We start from the raw sequence: 16,327 nt of genomic DNA, 5'->3' as shown, positions 1-16,327 counted from the left end.
ACTCATAAAACTACTCGTTATACAAACTCCTTTTTAATAACCTATTGTTGTATTGCTGGATATTGGCGCGGATTGTTCTTTCCAATGCTTCTTTTTCACCTCTATATTCCGGGTCATCTGCCAGGTTCCGTTTTAATTCGGGGTCTCCGGAATAAGAATAGAGGTATTCAACTTTTTCCAGCGGCTCATTGTATCCTAATACAAATCTATCTGTAATAACCTGGTGGATAGAATTCATTCTATTCACAACATAACGGTTCGTAAAAGTGGGATCCAATAAACTTCTGCCAAAACCTGTATATTGCCCACTATAGTTGAGCTTATCGAGTACTGTTGGAATAATATCTACCTGCCCTGCAATAATGGAATCAACCTTTCCAACAGGATTGGCAGGATCAAAAATAAAAATAGGAATTGCTGAGGAGAAAACCGGAGACCAAATTGCCCCATCATCTGGACCTAGCCAATGATCTGCACTGAAAACAAATAACGTATTTTTAAACCACGAAGTATTTTTGCATGAATCAAAAAACTGCCTGAAAGCATAATCCACATAGCTTATACTATGCTGGGCCGGCGATTGACCGGGATAATTAAATTTTAACTTATACTTTTCAGGAATGGTAAACGGAGGATGAGAAGATATTGTAAAGAATACCGAAAAAAAGGGAGTACTCCTTTTATTCAATTCCCTGATCCCAAATTGAAGAAAGGGCTCATCAAAAATACCCCAGTTGCCATCATAGTACCTGTCATCGTTAAACGCCTTTCTTCCATAGTAATGATCAATGCCAATCATTTTACAAAACTTCCCAAATCCAAAATGATCTTCACCGGCCCCCATAAAAAAGTTGGTATTATATCCCTTCTTTTTAAAAATATCTCCAATCGTTTCCATTTTGGTATTGGCATAAGTGGAATAGTAAAACGGCTCATCAATAAAGGGAGGTAATCCAGCTAAAATGGAAACAATACCCTGGTTGGAAGTGGCGCCGTTGGCAAACGCGTTCGGGTAATATGTACTACTGCTCATTAATGAATCAAAAAAAGGTGTAATTGCCCTGTATGGATTACCCGGCTGAAAATAATCGCGTGAAAAACTTTCAAGAATAAAAATAATTACATTTTTTTTGATCATCTTATTTGCTTCTCCCCCCATCACTCGATCTGTTGTTAATATTGCTGAAATCTGTTGGGGAGTGAAATAATCTTTCTTTTGCAGTTGATTTTGTGTTCTCACTATAGAATACAAAAAGTTATGAATGCTATTTTGGGCCAGGGGAAGGTTTGCGGGACTAACCTTTAACAAAGGAGTTGCGGGTATCAGCAGGCCATTATGCCATCCTCTCACCATAATAAAAAGAAAAGAAACGGTAAGCAGGCCAGAAACAAATTCTTGTTTGATATTAAGCTGATTTGTTATCAGAAATGTTTTAAAAAAGGATTTCAGCAAAAGCGCAAGCAGTATCGCAACTATCAAAAACAAAATAAAAAGCGGCCAATAAATACTTATTATACTACGTGCAGAACTTAGTGAGCCCGTAAAAACCGAAAGTAATCCTGTCGTACTTCTTTCTTTATTAAACTTAAAATAGCCAATATCAATAATGTTAAGCGCAAATCCCAGCGAGTTTATAACAATGGCCCACCAGTAAGCTATCTTCAAAAAAATAACGCGTTTTCTTCCTGGCTGCAATATTGCCCCCATCATTAAAAATATAACGATAAAATTGATAAGGATAATACTGGCGATATCTGTTTGGAAACTAAATATAAGTATATCCCAAAGATCACGCTTAACATTAAGTAAAGAAAACAGGGAACTGTTCCAAAAGAAGAAGATAACCTTTAACAAAAAATAGAAAGGCAAAAGTGCTGCAATAAAAACAAGGAATTTAAAAAAAATAAAAACATTTCGTACGCTTAACATAATTCTAAATTAATTAGCAAAGGTTTGTATGGCAATTTAAGCTGCAACCGGGAACAATGATTAGTTAATATGATAAAATCATTTTGGTACTTTTAATCTTAGAAATTTTACCTCTAAAAGATGGAAACTAACCCAACTTATTAATACAGTAATAGCAAAAGCCAGCAGTGCAATATAATAAGATGATGAAAAATACTTTGACATTACTATCCATACAGGCAAATGAAATACATATAACCCATAGGAATATTTTCCTAAAAATGTAAAGCAGCCCGCGCTCAATATTTTGTTTAAAAGCCCTGGTTTACTTAAAGCGGCAAACATAACCGAAAACCACAATAATGCATTTAAAGTATAACCAATTGTGCTTACCATACTTTCTGTAAAATGCCACCTTAGATTATAATAGAACATAAAAAAAACAATAAGCATCAGTACTGCCCAGCCTGTATATTTTATATAGCTATTCAAAAAATAAGTTTCCAAATTTGAATAGCACATATACAAAAAGGCGCCCAATGCAAATGTATCCATCCGGGAAAAGAATAATACATAGCGGTACAAGCCGGAAATATCCAACAATAAAAATGTGCTTATCCGAAAAATAAGAGCTGCTGCAATTAACCCCAGCAAAGTAAATATAAAAACCTGGGTTTTTGTATATAACCATTTAACAACAATTGGCCAAAGCAGGTAATACTGCATTTCACAGGATAGTGACCAGAAATGAACCAATGTAATATTTTTAGGCCATCCGTAAAAAGCATCAATAAAATTAACAGCAAATAACCAATACGCCCACTGATAGTAATTCAGTTCTGTGAAAGAATATGTTATTAATGAAGGCAGGGCAACAGGCATTACCCAAAAAAATAAAATCAATACCACATAATACAGGGGAATAATCCTTAAAATCCTTTTTTTATAGAACTGCCTGAAATAATCTTTATGCTTTAAAGACTCAATCAATTTTCCGGTAATTAAAAACCCCGAAAGCAAAAAAAACAGGTCAACGCCTACCCAGCCAAATGAAAAAAAGGGCAAGTAATGATATAAGATTACCAATATTATAGCCAATCCCCTGAATCCATCTAAAACTATCAAATGCCGGTCTAACTTTTGGAGCGACAACGGAAGCAACCTTTCATTCTGCATATATTATTTGTAGGTATAAACAAAAATCAATTAATTTTTTACTGTCGTAAACACCCAAATTAAAGATCAATTTAATACAGTTCTTCTTTAAGGATTTGATACTTTTTTTATCAGACAGTATCACTGGTTTCTTAAATCCGTGCCTGTTTTGGGTTCTTTAAGTTTAATGGCAAGTTGATTATAATGCGTATTCATTACAATCAGGCTATTGCCTTTGTTTATTTCGATTCCATAATAACAAAATGGTTATTTTGATACATAACTATAAAATCGGTGTAATCTGGAAAGGATAATTTACAGAAATCCGGATTTTTATTCAATGTTGTTTTAGACAAAAAAAGAAAAATCTTTGCTCTGTTACCCGAATATCGTATTGTGTTGAATTTCTGTTTCTCGGTATCAAAAACGGCCGGGTGCTTTATATCCATAGCGATATCTGCATTGCCCTCAAAAAAAAACAAAACAGGTTTATCATCAACATATAACGGAGCTTTTCTGTCAAGCTCGATTAATTTACTGTAGGTATCTTCATCCATCCGATCCTGTGTTTCAAAATTATCATAATTTCTATAAAAATAATTTACACTTGTGTAACGGTTCCCCGTCCATTTATTCTTTAAATAGATAAAAGCACCCAGGAAATAAGTTACAAAAAAGAAGATTAACAGCAAGGATGCACCTTTACCGAGCCGGTTTAGGATCATTGTTAAGAACGCCGGGATAAATAAAAAACCAAGAAGTTTGAAATGCCTTGTACTCTTATCAATATTGGTATCAAATGCATAAGCCACAATAAAAAAAACAGAAACTCCGGCGTAAAACGTAATCAGAATATATTTATAAGACACAGGATATTCATTACTGATGTAGAGCTTATAGATACATGTCAAAACCAGGAAAACCATTATTGAGAACATTACGGAAGCAAAAATAAATGCTGGAAATGAGGGATTTACTTCGGTTCCAAAAACCAGCTTCTGAAGTTTCAGTATGGCGCTTTGAACAGATAGGATACTTGACAACGGAGACGATAAAGGAATTAATAAATCTGAAAGTTCCATGTGAAAAGTATCGAGCAGGGTTGGCCTGATCCCCTTATCCAGATAAAAAATATAAATGCATCCCGCTCCTGCAATCAATGGGATAAATAGCTTAGGCGGCTTATTGTTTCTGCAAGATTCTTCCGTTATATAAACGCCAAACAAAAAGCGCTGCAAAGGCCATTCAAAAATTTTATAAACGATAGCTGCAGAACAGTATATAATAAGTGTAGTTTTTGCAGTGAAGCATAGCAAAAATAAAAGTAGTATCACCAGTAAATTGCTAAAAGTGTATTTCTCAAGTTTAAGAAGGTAATACAAGAACCACGGAAATACGCCAAAGGATAAAATTTCACCGCCCTGGTATATTATAAAAGAATTGTAGAAGGTATCGGATATGATTATAATCAAAAGAGATAAAACGATGGTAGCTGAAGGAAACTTAAAATATTTGTACAGCCTATAAAAACCAAAAAGTCCTGATAGGGAGAAAATAAAAGTAGTTAAGATGCTGGCAACTCCCAACCTCCACCCAAACAAATAATTCAACGTTCCCGGAAATATCCATTGACCCGGAGACCACCATGCTACAAAATGTTGTTGCATAGCCCCAACATTGCCTGGAGAAACATTCTGCAATACGTTGAAAGTTCCGGTTTGTACCGTACCCTTATATGCTAAAAATCCATAAATGCTGTCAATACTTATAACGTGCGGCGAGAAGCATAAATAAATGGATATGAACAGCAATAAAACAATTCCGGTTGCAGCATAAACCCATATCGCCTTATTACTCATTTTTATCTTCAAGCAGTTTTATTTCAATATTGGTTATCTTAACAAAATATCTCAACTAAATATGAAAAAAATTGGATTATTCTTAATTATTATTTTGACTGCTAACATTTTTCTACTCTTTTCCAATAATGAAAATAAAGGGTCCATTGAATTTGATTACAACTATATAAAGATAAATAAATATATGGGAATCCGGGTAAACCCCGATGCTTTCACATTTATAGGAGTTGCTATTAATCCCGGCTATTTATTTCAACCTGACTATCTCCGTCAGTCCAGACCGGCATATGCGCTAATAGGGTCAGTGGTTGGTTATTCCATATATTATGCTACCTATCCTCTGCATGCAGTTTTCAAAAGGCAAATGAAAAAAAGCCTGGACCGGCGTTAGATGGACTTAGAGGCATAGCAATCCTATCGGTAATTTTATTTCATAATTTTGAATACACAAATGCATTTTCTCTCGGATGGTTAGGTGTAGATCTTTTTTTTGATATCTCTGGTTTTTTGATAACCACCATTCTTCTGCAAACGATCAACAATCGGTATTATTTCAGGAATTTTTATATAAAACGGATATTAAGAATCTTCCCGCTTTTTTATGTAAGTCTAATTTTAATTCTTTACCTGTTGCCTCTTTTATGGAGCGAATATTCCGATAAAATTTTCTACTATAAGCACTACCAATTGTGGTTTTGGACCTTTCTTCAAAATTGGCTATTAGGACTCAACTTTCCGAATGAAAATACATCCCCCCTAATTCAACATTTCTGGTCTTTAGCAGTAGAAGAACAATTTTACCTGATATGGCCATTGTTAATATTTTGGATCAAAAATCCCAAAACCTTATGCCTGCTTATTATAACTCTATTGTTAGGGGTAAATATACTCAGGGCCTCATTGCTGCTTTTACATCTTAATACTATCCCATTTGGGACAATTTTTCCTTTTACCAGGATTGATGGTATTTGCTCAGGTAGTTTACTTGCACTCATTTTATATCTCAAACTTAAAATAAAAATCAAGCATTTTATAATAATAGCTTCAATCATTCTATCTCTGAATTTTCTATTTTACATTATCTACCCCCATTACATGCTGAATTTGATTTATTTTTCCTGCATTGGGTATACGAGTTTTTCATTACTTTTTTCTATAATAATCTATCTGTTATTAAATAAAAACAGCTATTTTATTAATATTTTTTTAGAGAACAGAATAATAAAACTCGTTGGAAAAGTATCATTCGGACTATATATCATCCACTATCCTGTTTATGTACTAATGGGCTACCGTTTACAAGAATGGGCAAGGCTAAGCGGGATGCCGAACCATTTAATACCGGCAATAACGTCTGTTATAACCACTATCATAGGAATAATATTAAGTATTTTTAGTTATTATTGTTTCGAAATACATTTTCTGAGGTTAAAGAAAAAATTTTCTTGATTCTTCATGCTGCTAATGCTTTTTCTTCATGTTTTCATTACCATTTCCTGCCTTTGGGCGGGATATTTATATTATCGGCTAATTAACGGAGCATCAAAATCAGGCAAACACTTTATAATACATGCCATCAACGGACTGATCATCTTAACCCTTTTAACGCAGTTAAGCGCACTATTCATTCCTATCGGTAACTTCTTTTCCCTATTGATACTCATGCCGCTTACGCTGTCGGCAGTTTATATGCGAAAAACCTTTGCAGGCTTATTAAGGAATCTTTTTTCTAATATTGCCCGTTTGCCGGTTGAAGGGAAGATTTGTGTCGCATGTCTATGGCTGATAATACTCATGCTTAATACCGGTCCCCTGATAATGGACGATACTGAAAGCTATCATATTCAAATGGTGCAATGGATAGAATCGTACGGATCGGTGCCGGGCATTGCCAACCTGCATGAAAGATATGGGTTCAACTCTTCCTGGTTTAGCAGTATTGCAGTTTTTCATTTTTCCTTCAGGGATCTTAATACTTTCACTGCATTAAATGGTGTGTTGTCATTATGGTTTTGCCTGTATTTTGCAGAAATGGGGTTTTATCGCTATAAAAAGGAGAATGCTTCGCTTTGTTTTGGTGCTTTGGTTACAATCCTCTTTTCTTTTGCCTCGTGGCCTGTAATAAGAGGAAATGCAGCAACTGCCAACTATGATTATATCACAATGCTTGTTATTATTGTATTATGCATAGAAACTTATTTATGTAAAGTCAACGACAAAGATTTCAGCTTACAAGCCGAATGGCTGATTTGGCCTGTTTATCTTTTTACGGTTCGAATCTTTAATTATCCCCTGCTGCTATTAAGTATTTTTGCAATAATTCACCTGCTGAAAAACAAAAAATGGTATGCTCTAGGCTGTCTTACGATTATCGCTCTTTTGCTAATACTTCCATTTATAGCCAGAAATATTATTGTTTCGGGATACCCTTTTTATCCTTCACCTTTCCTGGACTATTTTAATGTTGACTGGAAAACACCCCCGGAAGTATTGAAACATTTGCTACGATTCATTAAATACTACAATCGTGTCAGCAACGGGATTTTAGATATTGAAACAACAGCTTCACTAAATGGACTAAACTGGATACCTTTTTGGTTTAAATACATGTCGGCATACAACCAATTGATTTTTTTACCGGGAATTGCCGGTATTATAATATATGGTATATCCATTTGGAGGAACAATAATAAAAAACGACTTTCTTATTCCCGGATATTAACCCTCTCTTTAATCCTTTCCCTGATTTCATGGTTTTGCATAGCACCGGATCCAAGGTTTATTTATGGATTCCTGATTACCGGCATTTTTTTCCTGTTCAACTCCATCAACAGCTTATTGAATGCCCGCGCAATTAATAAAATGACCCATGCAGCAACAATTATACTTATGCTTTGTACAGTACCGTACATTGTATATAAACAGGTGGAAAATAAATCTTTTAAAAACTGGATAGTACCTGCCTCTTTACCCCGCCCTCCGGTAAAAGAGAAACAAATTGGAGAAATAATCGTTAGAATACCTGAAAAAATAAACGGAAACTGGAATCCCCGCTGCTATGGCACATCACTTCCTTGCCTGTATTTCATATACCCGGGTCTGGAACCCAGAGGCAAAACAATTCGTGAGGGTTTCCGGATTAATAAATTGAAGCAATGAGTATATTACATTTTAATAGTGCATTTTGAAAAAATTAAGTATCATAATTCCCTGCTTTAATGAGCAATCCTTTATTGAACAAATTATTGATAAAGTAAGGCACGTTTCATTGGACTTTTCAATGGAAAAAGAGATCATTGTAGTTGACGATGCTTCAACAGACGGAACGGTTCAGATTGTGAAAGCATACATACAAAAACATGAGTCAGTTAAATTAATCCTCCATACTAAAAACAAAGGCAAAGGCGCAGCGGTGCAAAGTGCTTTAATGGAAATAACAGGAGATATAGTAATCATTCAGGATGCGGACCTTGAATATGATCCCGCTGACTATAACAAAATGTTATCTCCCATATTTTCAGGACGCGCAGATGTGGTATATGGTTCAAGATTTATGGGCAGTGGCCCTCACCGCGTGCTTTTCTTCTGGCATACCATTGGCAACAAACTGCTCACTTTTTTTTCCAATGTTTTCACGGGAGTGAACCTCACTGACATGGAAACCGGTTATAAAATGTTTAAGACCGAAATAATAAAAAGCATTCAGATAACGGAAAAAAGGTTCGGGATTGAACCGGAGATCACCGCCAAAATATGCAGAATAAAAGATATTCGAATATATGAAGTGGGCGTTGCCTATTATGGCCGTAAATATAATGAAGGAAAAAAAATAAGTTGGCAGGATGGCTTCATCGCCATATGGTGTATATTAAAGTATAATTTATTGTGGCGGAAATGAATGCACAATTTCTATATGATAAAGACCCGCTGGGATCGAAAACATTAGAGACTATTGCCAAAGCCTCAAATTTCAACCAATGGATGTATTCGGAAATCAAACCTTTTCTAAAAGGAGAGATTTTAGAAATTGGCAGTGGAATCGGAAATATTTCACAATACGCAATTGCAGATGGCTTTAAGATCACCCTTTCCGATTTCAATGCCGGATATTATCAATGGTTGAAGGAAAAGTTTTTGAATTTTCCGGCCGTACAAAATATCGTACAAATAGATCTGCTGCATCCCGATTTTCAAAAAAAATATTCGTTCCTATATGAAAAATTTGATTCTGTTTTCCTGTTAAACGTTATAGAGCATATTGAAGATGATATTACCGCGGTAAAAAATTGTAAATTTTTAATGAAGCGAAACGGGCACCTGATCTTGCTGGCACCGGCCTATAAATGGCTCTACTGCAGATTCGACAGGGAACTGGGACATTACCGCAGGTACACACTCCATTCAATGGAACAAATCCTAAGATGCAACGGCTTGTATATTCACAGTGGGAACTATTTTAACGCAGCAGGGATACTAGGCTGGCTATTTTCTGGAAAGATGATGAGCAAAAGGATGATCGGCAATGATGAGATGTCGGTTTTTAACCACATTGTACCAATTGCAAGAATAATAGATAAGTTAACAGTAAAGAAAATCGGATTATCTGTAATTACAAAAAGCATAAAACAATAAGCCAGCCATGATCATAACCATAATTGCCTGGATATACATTACCGGCATTTGTTACGGCTGGGGTCACCTGCTTTTTAGATCTGCGGAGATGATCACTTCCGGCTATCGCCATAAAAATATCCCTTTTAGCATTGTTTGCTTTACAGGACTTGCCGCCATAGCGGGTATTGCCGGCGTGATTTCCTTATTTTTACCATTGGGAATATGGCAGCTACAGCTATTTTTTATACTGCCATGCATACCTGCTTTTTACACAATCGTAAAAAAAAGCACATCATTCAACCCATTCCTTTCCTTGCATCCACTCATTATAATACTATTGATTAGCAGCTTTATAATGGTGTTGATAATGAGCACCTGGACCATTAGCCACCCAGACAGTATGGAATATCATATCCAGGCTATACAATGGATTGAAAAATATAAAGCTATCCCCGGATTGGCACATCTAAATATACATTTAGGACTCCAGAACCTATGGTTTCCGGCTTGTGCTTTATTCAGTTTCCATTTTACCGGTATAGGACACTATTTTTTTTTAAATGCAGTAGTTGTTATCTGGTTCTTCAATTTCGTTCTTCTGCAAACAAACAACAGCCTGTATAAACGCAATGCTATCCAAAGCCTGCTCTGGCTCTCTTTGCTGGCTTTTAGTATGTGGAGCTACACGCAAACAAGACTTACAATTACTTCTGCCAGCCCGGATTTTATTGTCGTCCTTTATTTGTGGCTCATATTTTATTTACTGCAAAACACTATTCTGCTACAGCAGTCAGTTAAACCTGTACTTCTCATCATACTTAGCGGCTTTGTAATATGTATAAAACTATCGGCGCTCCCGGTAATAATTGTTGCCTTGTATGCAGCATGGAAACTAAAAAGCGCTAAAAAGATCCGCGCATTATATTTTACGGGCTGCATTGTTGTCTTAATATTTTGCTCACTTCCTGCCAGAAATATAATCACTACCGGCTACCCGCTATTTCCTTCCCCTTTTCCGGATATATCCAACCAGGACTGGAAATTGAAAAAAGCAGCAGTGATGCTCATAAAAGATTATATAACAACTTATGCCCGAACTGAATCCGGCTTTTCAAAAGATGAAATAAAAAATGCAATACAATTGACACCTGCGCAGTGGTTACCGGTATGGTGGAGCAACCGGTCAACAGCCGATAAAATTATCATGCTATTCTTCCTGGGTGCAATTGCTGTTTTGATTATGCAGCTAAAAAATATAATACGTGCATCTGAAGAATTAAAAATATTGCTGATAACAAATATTGCGGGACTCGTCTTCTGGTTTATACAGGCTCCTGATCCACGTTTTGGATTTGGATTCATTATTCCTTTTATGGGACTCGCTTACTCGCTTTTATTAAAAACCAATACAATGGCATTTTTTAATAATGGTCAGTGCAGAAGGTTAACCGGAATGGGACTGATCACAGGATGCATTATCCTTGTTACTTATATTGGTTACAGAGGCAAAAATTATTTCTCTGTAAAGCAAATTATACAGCCACTTGGAACAATAAAGTTACCTTATCATCAAATTTCTTATTCCGGAATAACATTAAACATCCCTGAAGAAGGCACAGCATGCGGCGATATTTCTGTGCCCTGCTGCGCCGAAAATCCTTCCCGGTATTTTATCCTGAGAGGTTCGGCAATTACCGATGGATTTAATTCAGTTTCTGCAGAAAAAGAATAGCAGAGGCTTTTACTACCGCATCAAGTACATTTTTCCATACCCTTTATTGAAGTATTGATCTGTATTATCTCCTTCGGATTTATACCTGTCCAAAGATTTTCCATTCAAATTGGTAATCACCCGGTATAAGTATACCCCATTTGCAAGTTTTTGACCGTATTGATCTGTCCCATCCCATTTGAAATCCGTAATATTTCTTCCAATTCTTATTGGGCCCAGCTCTTCTTTTGTAATTTCCCGAATAATTTTTCCGGTTATGGTTAAAACCTGGATACGTATATTCTGGGGAATATCACTGCCGGTTAATGTAAATACAAAGGCCGTAGAACTGGTAAAGGGATTAGGATAGTTAAACATGTTTGAGATCATTGGTTTATTAATGATCTTAAAGCTAACCGTATATTCCGTTTGCCCGGCTGTATTACCGCTTTTATCTCTGCCCGAAACAATCAGTTCATAATTTCCATCCTCAAGAAAACTGGGGTTGAAATCAATTGTAGCCGTATTATCTGTGCCACCCGATGTAAGAGATGAAGGCGTAAAACGGAGGGTATCATTATTAAATGAAAAAGCCCTTAACGTTCTATCCGGATAACTGACATGTACTTTTAACAGTGAGGTGTCATCTAAAGCCAGGAAGCGACTATCATCCTTTAATTTCATAAGAATATGCGGCTTAGCAGAAACAATATCATTATTAAGAATATGCACGCCGTCAAATGTAACGTCAAGTAAAGGATTAAGGTTATCGGGTCGGATATAAACGCTTTTATATAAAAAATTATTAAGCAAGTACTGTTCGGCCTGATCATTATCAGGATTAAAGTTCATTACTAATGTGTTTAAACCGGGATAGTCTTTGGTATTATCAATCACATACTCCACCTTCAACGTATCTCCGCTGCTAATGATTTTTCTTCTTGCGGTATCGAGTACGTGCTGAAGATTATTTTTATCAAGCAAACTGAGTTTAATTTTTAAACTGTCAAAAGCTACCGGGCTGATATTTTTAAAAGCAATTCCAAATTTTAATTTTTCACCTGCATCTATCGTATCTTTTGATTCAAAATAAATATTAGGAGCCACCGATCCTTCAGGTACCGGCACATAATTTAATCTCCAGTATTTTAACTGGTACGGAGTTGATTTTGTTGTGTCCACATTTTTCATCCTGAGTTGCAGGTATGGGTATTGTGAAGCATCAATAGCAGATAAATCAAAATCTTTATCCGTTTCATTAATACTATAAACTACATGCTCCGATTGATCCGGTTTTATAGCTACGACATCAATACCAACGTTATCAGATGAAGGATTCTCCAGTTTTATACCGTTCCAGTGCAGCGCTTTCCATTCTTTCGCCGGTCCCAGCTTTGGAGAAATAATATATCCAACCGAATCAGGAGAGGGACATTCTACACCCATTGATATTAAATCAAACTGGTTTTGGCTAAACTGTATTTTGGGAGCGAATTCAGCCTGGCTATTCTTTTTAAATACAAAACTGAATGCCCTTGGACGGTTAAATGAGTCGAGATTGGTAAACCCCTGATTAAAGAGCTTATGGTATAAAGAATTTCCACTCCCAAATAAAGTTGTATCTGCCTTCCATTGATCTGCATAGGTATTTCCAGCTACTGAAGCACTCGCGTTTGTCCGCACGATCACATAACTTCCATCCGGAATCGTGTCTAAAAAGTCCATTGCCTTTTTACGGGAATTACTGCTTGAAAGGAGGTATTGGAAATTATGAATCCGCCCTCCGCCACAGGTGGCTAAAAGGCTGTTGTATAAACCTGTTGCGCCGGAAAAGTTATTATCCCATGGCTTAAAGGTTAAAGGATCAATGATTTGAAATATCAATTCATCATAATTACATCCGGCTCCAAGTACATCCTGTCCATTAAGGGAATTAACGTAGGATGACTGGAATCCCGATGCCGTGGGATATACGCCGTTTCTTATAATTAACGAATTGGAGATCATATCAAACTTCCATTGCCGGTCATCTTTCAACTCTATCCCTTCGTCTTCGTTTTCAAGATATTGATAATAATGAGACTGGTTAAATCCTTCTGTACTGCCATCCAGATAGATAAATGAAGATTGGGTCCAGCTATATTCCTGACCTGCAGACGGTACTGCCGCAACCCTCCAATAATATACGGTACTGTCAGAAAAAGTTATCACTGGCTTAAACTCCAGCACCCCTCCTGTGCTGCTTTTTGAATCTGATTTTTTTACCGGAGAATCAAAAGATGTCGTTGTATCTATTTCCATTACATAATTCTTCATTGCAGCCAGTGGGTTAGCTGTTGAAGCATAAAACGAAATATTACTACTATTAACAATTGAAAACTTATAAGGATATATAGGAGTAGCTTCATCTTCTACAATGTAAAATATTTTAGAAACCGAATTATTGGATTCGGAGATTTCATCAATTTCATTGTCTGTATCCGCTGTTACAATAAGCTTATTTTCTCCCTTTTCCAGGGCAGGGTTAACGGGTACGACTAACCGTATGCTGTCATTAAAAAGCATACCCGGAATCCTTTTACGGGTTAATACCGTTACAGATCCATCGGGCAATTGGCGCTTTATCTCCAGCGTCAGAGAATCAGGAATAGCCTTTCCAATATTAAAGAACTTAACAGACAAAGTAAAATTCCGGTCGGCAACTGAAATGAGAGATGGAAGTTGAATAAATTGATCTTCTACCACATAATCCGGCTGAGATTGCGCATATAATTTTATAACAGGATCGCCATGTAACGTGATTTCTTCAGCATGCAGCCTGGCAAAAAAATCGGTTCCCCAAACACCCAATAGATAGCGAAAGGATTCTTCCAGCATTTCGCCAATTGGATGTCCGTATTCTTTTTTGGAAATAGCGCCGTATAAACCTGTTAAATAAGAATTAAGGTAACTTACGATACCAAAATGGGAACTTGCTATAAATCCTATTGCACCCCGCTCATTGGCCAATACAAATTTTTCTGAAAGCGTATTGGTTACATTAAGCCTGTTCTGGTCGAAACTAAAAATATCGCCCGCCAGACAACCATTTACAAAAAACATAGGATATTTACCCTGATTTTCATACGCACCGGGATCTTCAATATTAAAATCGATGTTAGTGGAAGATGAATGGCCAAAGTAATTAACTATTCCGAGACCTTCTTTAAACAAACCCCTCAAGCCTTCATTGCTCAGTTGAGAAGCAACAACAGATGTTTTGCTAAAGGTTTTGACATTGCCTCCATATAAAGTATCTGACAGTATATGCTTCAGCTGATTCATATAACCACCAATCTCAGCAGCCAGCGGTGCATTGCCGCCCCCAACGGCATGAACTGTATTCTTCATCCAGCCCCTTCCTGCCACTGTATGTGGAGCGTTGACAGCAATAGACTCATACTCTTTTACCTTATTCAGATATATCTCAATTTCAGCAGGGTTAACTACTGATAATCTCCCCACAGGAATACTGGAAATGGTTTCATTATCCCTTGCTACCAGTAAATTATCTGAATCGGGATGACCGAAGGAAGGCACCAGATTCAACCGCTCCAAAAGTGGATTACTTTGGTTAGCCCTCGCATCAATATAATTCACCCCTTTACCAATAAGAAAAACAGCCTGCGGCTTTGTTTGGAAAATATCCGATGCGTATTTTATAAAATTTTTTATTGCAAACGGGTGTCGTTTAATGCCAAAGGCAAACTGATCAGTTAACTGATCTATATCGTATACCTTTGCCATATAACTTCCACCGGCAGTTGAATTGCGGTATTGCGCATACGCTTCTACCGGGTTTCCATTGGGACCGTTATATAATAGCCGGTTGCTAATGATAAGGTAATTACCCCAATGATCCGGTTGCCCGTAATCAATAAAATTAAGGGGAGCCAACACATTAATCATAGTGATATTAGCTGCCAGCGCATTCATTAAAACCAGCTTTCTTTTCTGTACCGAAGGAGGCAGGGCAAATTTTATAACGCCTGCTTCAGCAATATCACCGGTATATCTTTTACGGTTGGAAAGGTCATAGAGTACTGGTGCAGCGCTTCCCCTGTTAAAGTTGGTAATCCTAAGAAAGTTTCCTGTACCTGTGGCCGGCAACTCAAATATAAAATTAGTACTGTTGCCAAAATTGAACTGCCGCGGGTAAGTGATCTCATACTTCGATACAACCATCCTGTCATTGGGGTTAGCGGAAGTATTGGTGATCCTTACCGCCGCAGTACCTGCGCCAATTAAACTCACCGGCAGGGTTACCTGCTGGCGCGTGTCATTAAAAACATTCATCACCACATCCACAAGCTGGGTGTTATTTACCTCAGCTCTGAAATTGCGGTTATATAACGCGTTGCCCGATGCGGCAATATAAAAGGTACCGTCCGGACCTCCCGCATACGGAAATAAATTATTAATAACAGGTTCATTTAACGGCGTGGCAGGCCGAATATCACCGCTGGTATACCCTTCTCCCTTGTCGTATGATGATGAATATACATACTCTCCTACCAGCCCCGCGTAACCCGGATTGATCCTGTTTTTAAAATACTTGCCGTAGGTATACATGAAGTAGGGTTCCGGAGCCAGTGTGTTACCTGCTACATTATTAACTTCATTAACCAACCTGAGATTACCACCTGAAGGATTAACCGTTAAAAAAAAAGAAGCCGTATCTGTTTCCAGGCTCCATTTATCTGATAACTGGTCATTGATATTACTGTATAATTTAGTATCGGGTTTGCCATCATTCATTTCTCCCCAAAATTCCAGGTACCCTGCCGCATCTAAAATGCCGGAAGCCACGGAAGTATATAATGGCACCTGCGTTCCATTACGCCACAACTGGAAATATTCCGCGGGTGTATTGTCTAACCCGGCAGCCTGTAAAGTAGATTTTGCAATCCGGTATAAGCCATCTTTTGCAACCGGAAATTTGTAATACGTTTTGCTATAGTCTATCCACTCATTGTTATACTGCCCTCTGGCCAAAAAGGAACTTAACGTAAATAGTATAAACAGTACCTGTTTCATCAT

The 16,327-nt window shown here is 37.0% G+C and carries 8 protein-coding genes; 5 read left to right on the top strand and 3 right to left on the bottom strand.

What is annotated here, in order from left to right:
* Positions 1–10: 10 nt before the first annotated feature.
* Together VL121_RS12280 and VL121_RS12275 are read right to left on the bottom strand one after the other, a co-directional pair.
* Positions 11–1,930 (bottom strand): LTA synthase family protein, encoded by a 1,920-nt coding sequence (locus VL121_RS12280; RefSeq protein ID WP_325405677.1) that lies wholly within the window; start codon positions 1,928–1,930, stop codon positions 11–13.
* A 78-nt stretch (positions 1,931–2,008) separates the two neighbouring features.
* Entirely contained in the window at positions 2,009–3,085 is a 1,077-nt protein-coding gene (locus VL121_RS12275) for an acyltransferase family protein (RefSeq protein WP_325405675.1), read from the bottom strand.
* A gap of 2,123 nt (positions 3,086–5,208) precedes the next feature.
* Here VL121_RS12275 and VL121_RS21705 point away from each other — a divergent pair.
* From VL121_RS21705 to VL121_RS12255, 5 genes are read left to right on the top strand one after another with little or no spacing between them, the layout of a single operon-like run.
* Positions 5,209–6,372 (top strand): acyltransferase family protein, encoded by a 1,164-nt coding sequence (locus VL121_RS21705; RefSeq protein ID WP_414635416.1) that lies wholly within the window; start codon positions 5,209–5,211, stop codon positions 6,370–6,372.
* Between the two features lie 6 nt (positions 6,373–6,378).
* A complete protein-coding gene (locus VL121_RS12270) occupies positions 6,379–8,082 on the top strand; it encodes a DUF8201 family protein (RefSeq protein WP_325405673.1) in 1,704 nt (567 codons plus the stop codon).
* A 25-nt stretch (positions 8,083–8,107) separates the two neighbouring features.
* Positions 8,108–8,821: a glycosyltransferase family 2 protein gene (locus VL121_RS12265; protein WP_325405671.1), complete on the top strand. Its 714-nt coding sequence runs from the start codon at positions 8,108–8,110 to the stop codon at positions 8,819–8,821.
* Positions 8,818–9,555: a class I SAM-dependent methyltransferase gene (locus VL121_RS12260; protein ID WP_325405669.1), complete on the top strand. Its 738-nt coding sequence runs from the start codon at positions 8,818–8,820 to the stop codon at positions 9,553–9,555. The genes VL121_RS12265 and VL121_RS12260 overlap by 4 nt, the downstream gene beginning before the upstream one ends.
* A 7-nt stretch (positions 9,556–9,562) precedes the next feature.
* Positions 9,563–11,269, top strand: coding sequence for an LIC_10190 family membrane protein (locus VL121_RS12255; protein WP_325405667.1), 1,707 nt, complete (start codon positions 9,563–9,565; stop codon positions 11,267–11,269).
* Between the two features lie 12 nt (positions 11,270–11,281).
* Here the strand turns inward: VL121_RS12255 and porU2 are convergent, their stop codons facing one another.
* Positions 11,282–16,327, bottom strand: coding sequence for a putative type IX secretion system sortase PorU2 (gene porU2, locus VL121_RS12250; RefSeq protein ID WP_325405665.1), 5,046 nt, complete (start codon positions 16,325–16,327; stop codon positions 11,282–11,284).

The organism is Agriterribacter sp. (genome assembly GCF_035497235.1).
Taxonomy (GTDB): domain Bacteria; phylum Bacteroidota; class Bacteroidia; order Chitinophagales; family Chitinophagaceae; genus Agriterribacter.
The sequence above is the reverse complement of the archived record's forward strand: the minus strand, read 5'-3'. Positions and strand labels throughout refer to the sequence as shown.

Bases quoted from the DNA above. Each gene is read 5' to 3' on its own strand.
- VL121_RS12270 (WP_325405673.1), top strand. From the start codon at position 6,379: ATGCTGCTAATGCTTTTTCTTCATGTTTTCATTACCATTTCCTGCCTT.
- VL121_RS12260 (WP_325405669.1), top strand. From the start codon at position 8,818: ATGAATGCACAATTTCTATATGATAAAGACCCGCTGGGATCGAAAACA.
- VL121_RS12255 (WP_325405667.1), top strand. From the start codon at position 9,563: ATGATCATAACCATAATTGCCTGGATATACATTACCGGCATTTGTTAC.
- VL121_RS12275 (WP_325405675.1), bottom strand. From the start codon at position 3,085: ATGCAGAATGAAAGGTTGCTTCCGTTGTCGCTCCAAAAGTTAGACCGG.
- VL121_RS12280 (WP_325405677.1), bottom strand. From the start codon at position 1,930: ATGTTAAGCGTACGAAATGTTTTTATTTTTTTTAAATTCCTTGTTTTT.
- porU2 (WP_325405665.1), bottom strand. From the start codon at position 16,327: ATGATGAAACAGGTACTGTTTATACTATTTACGTTAAGTTCCTTTTTG.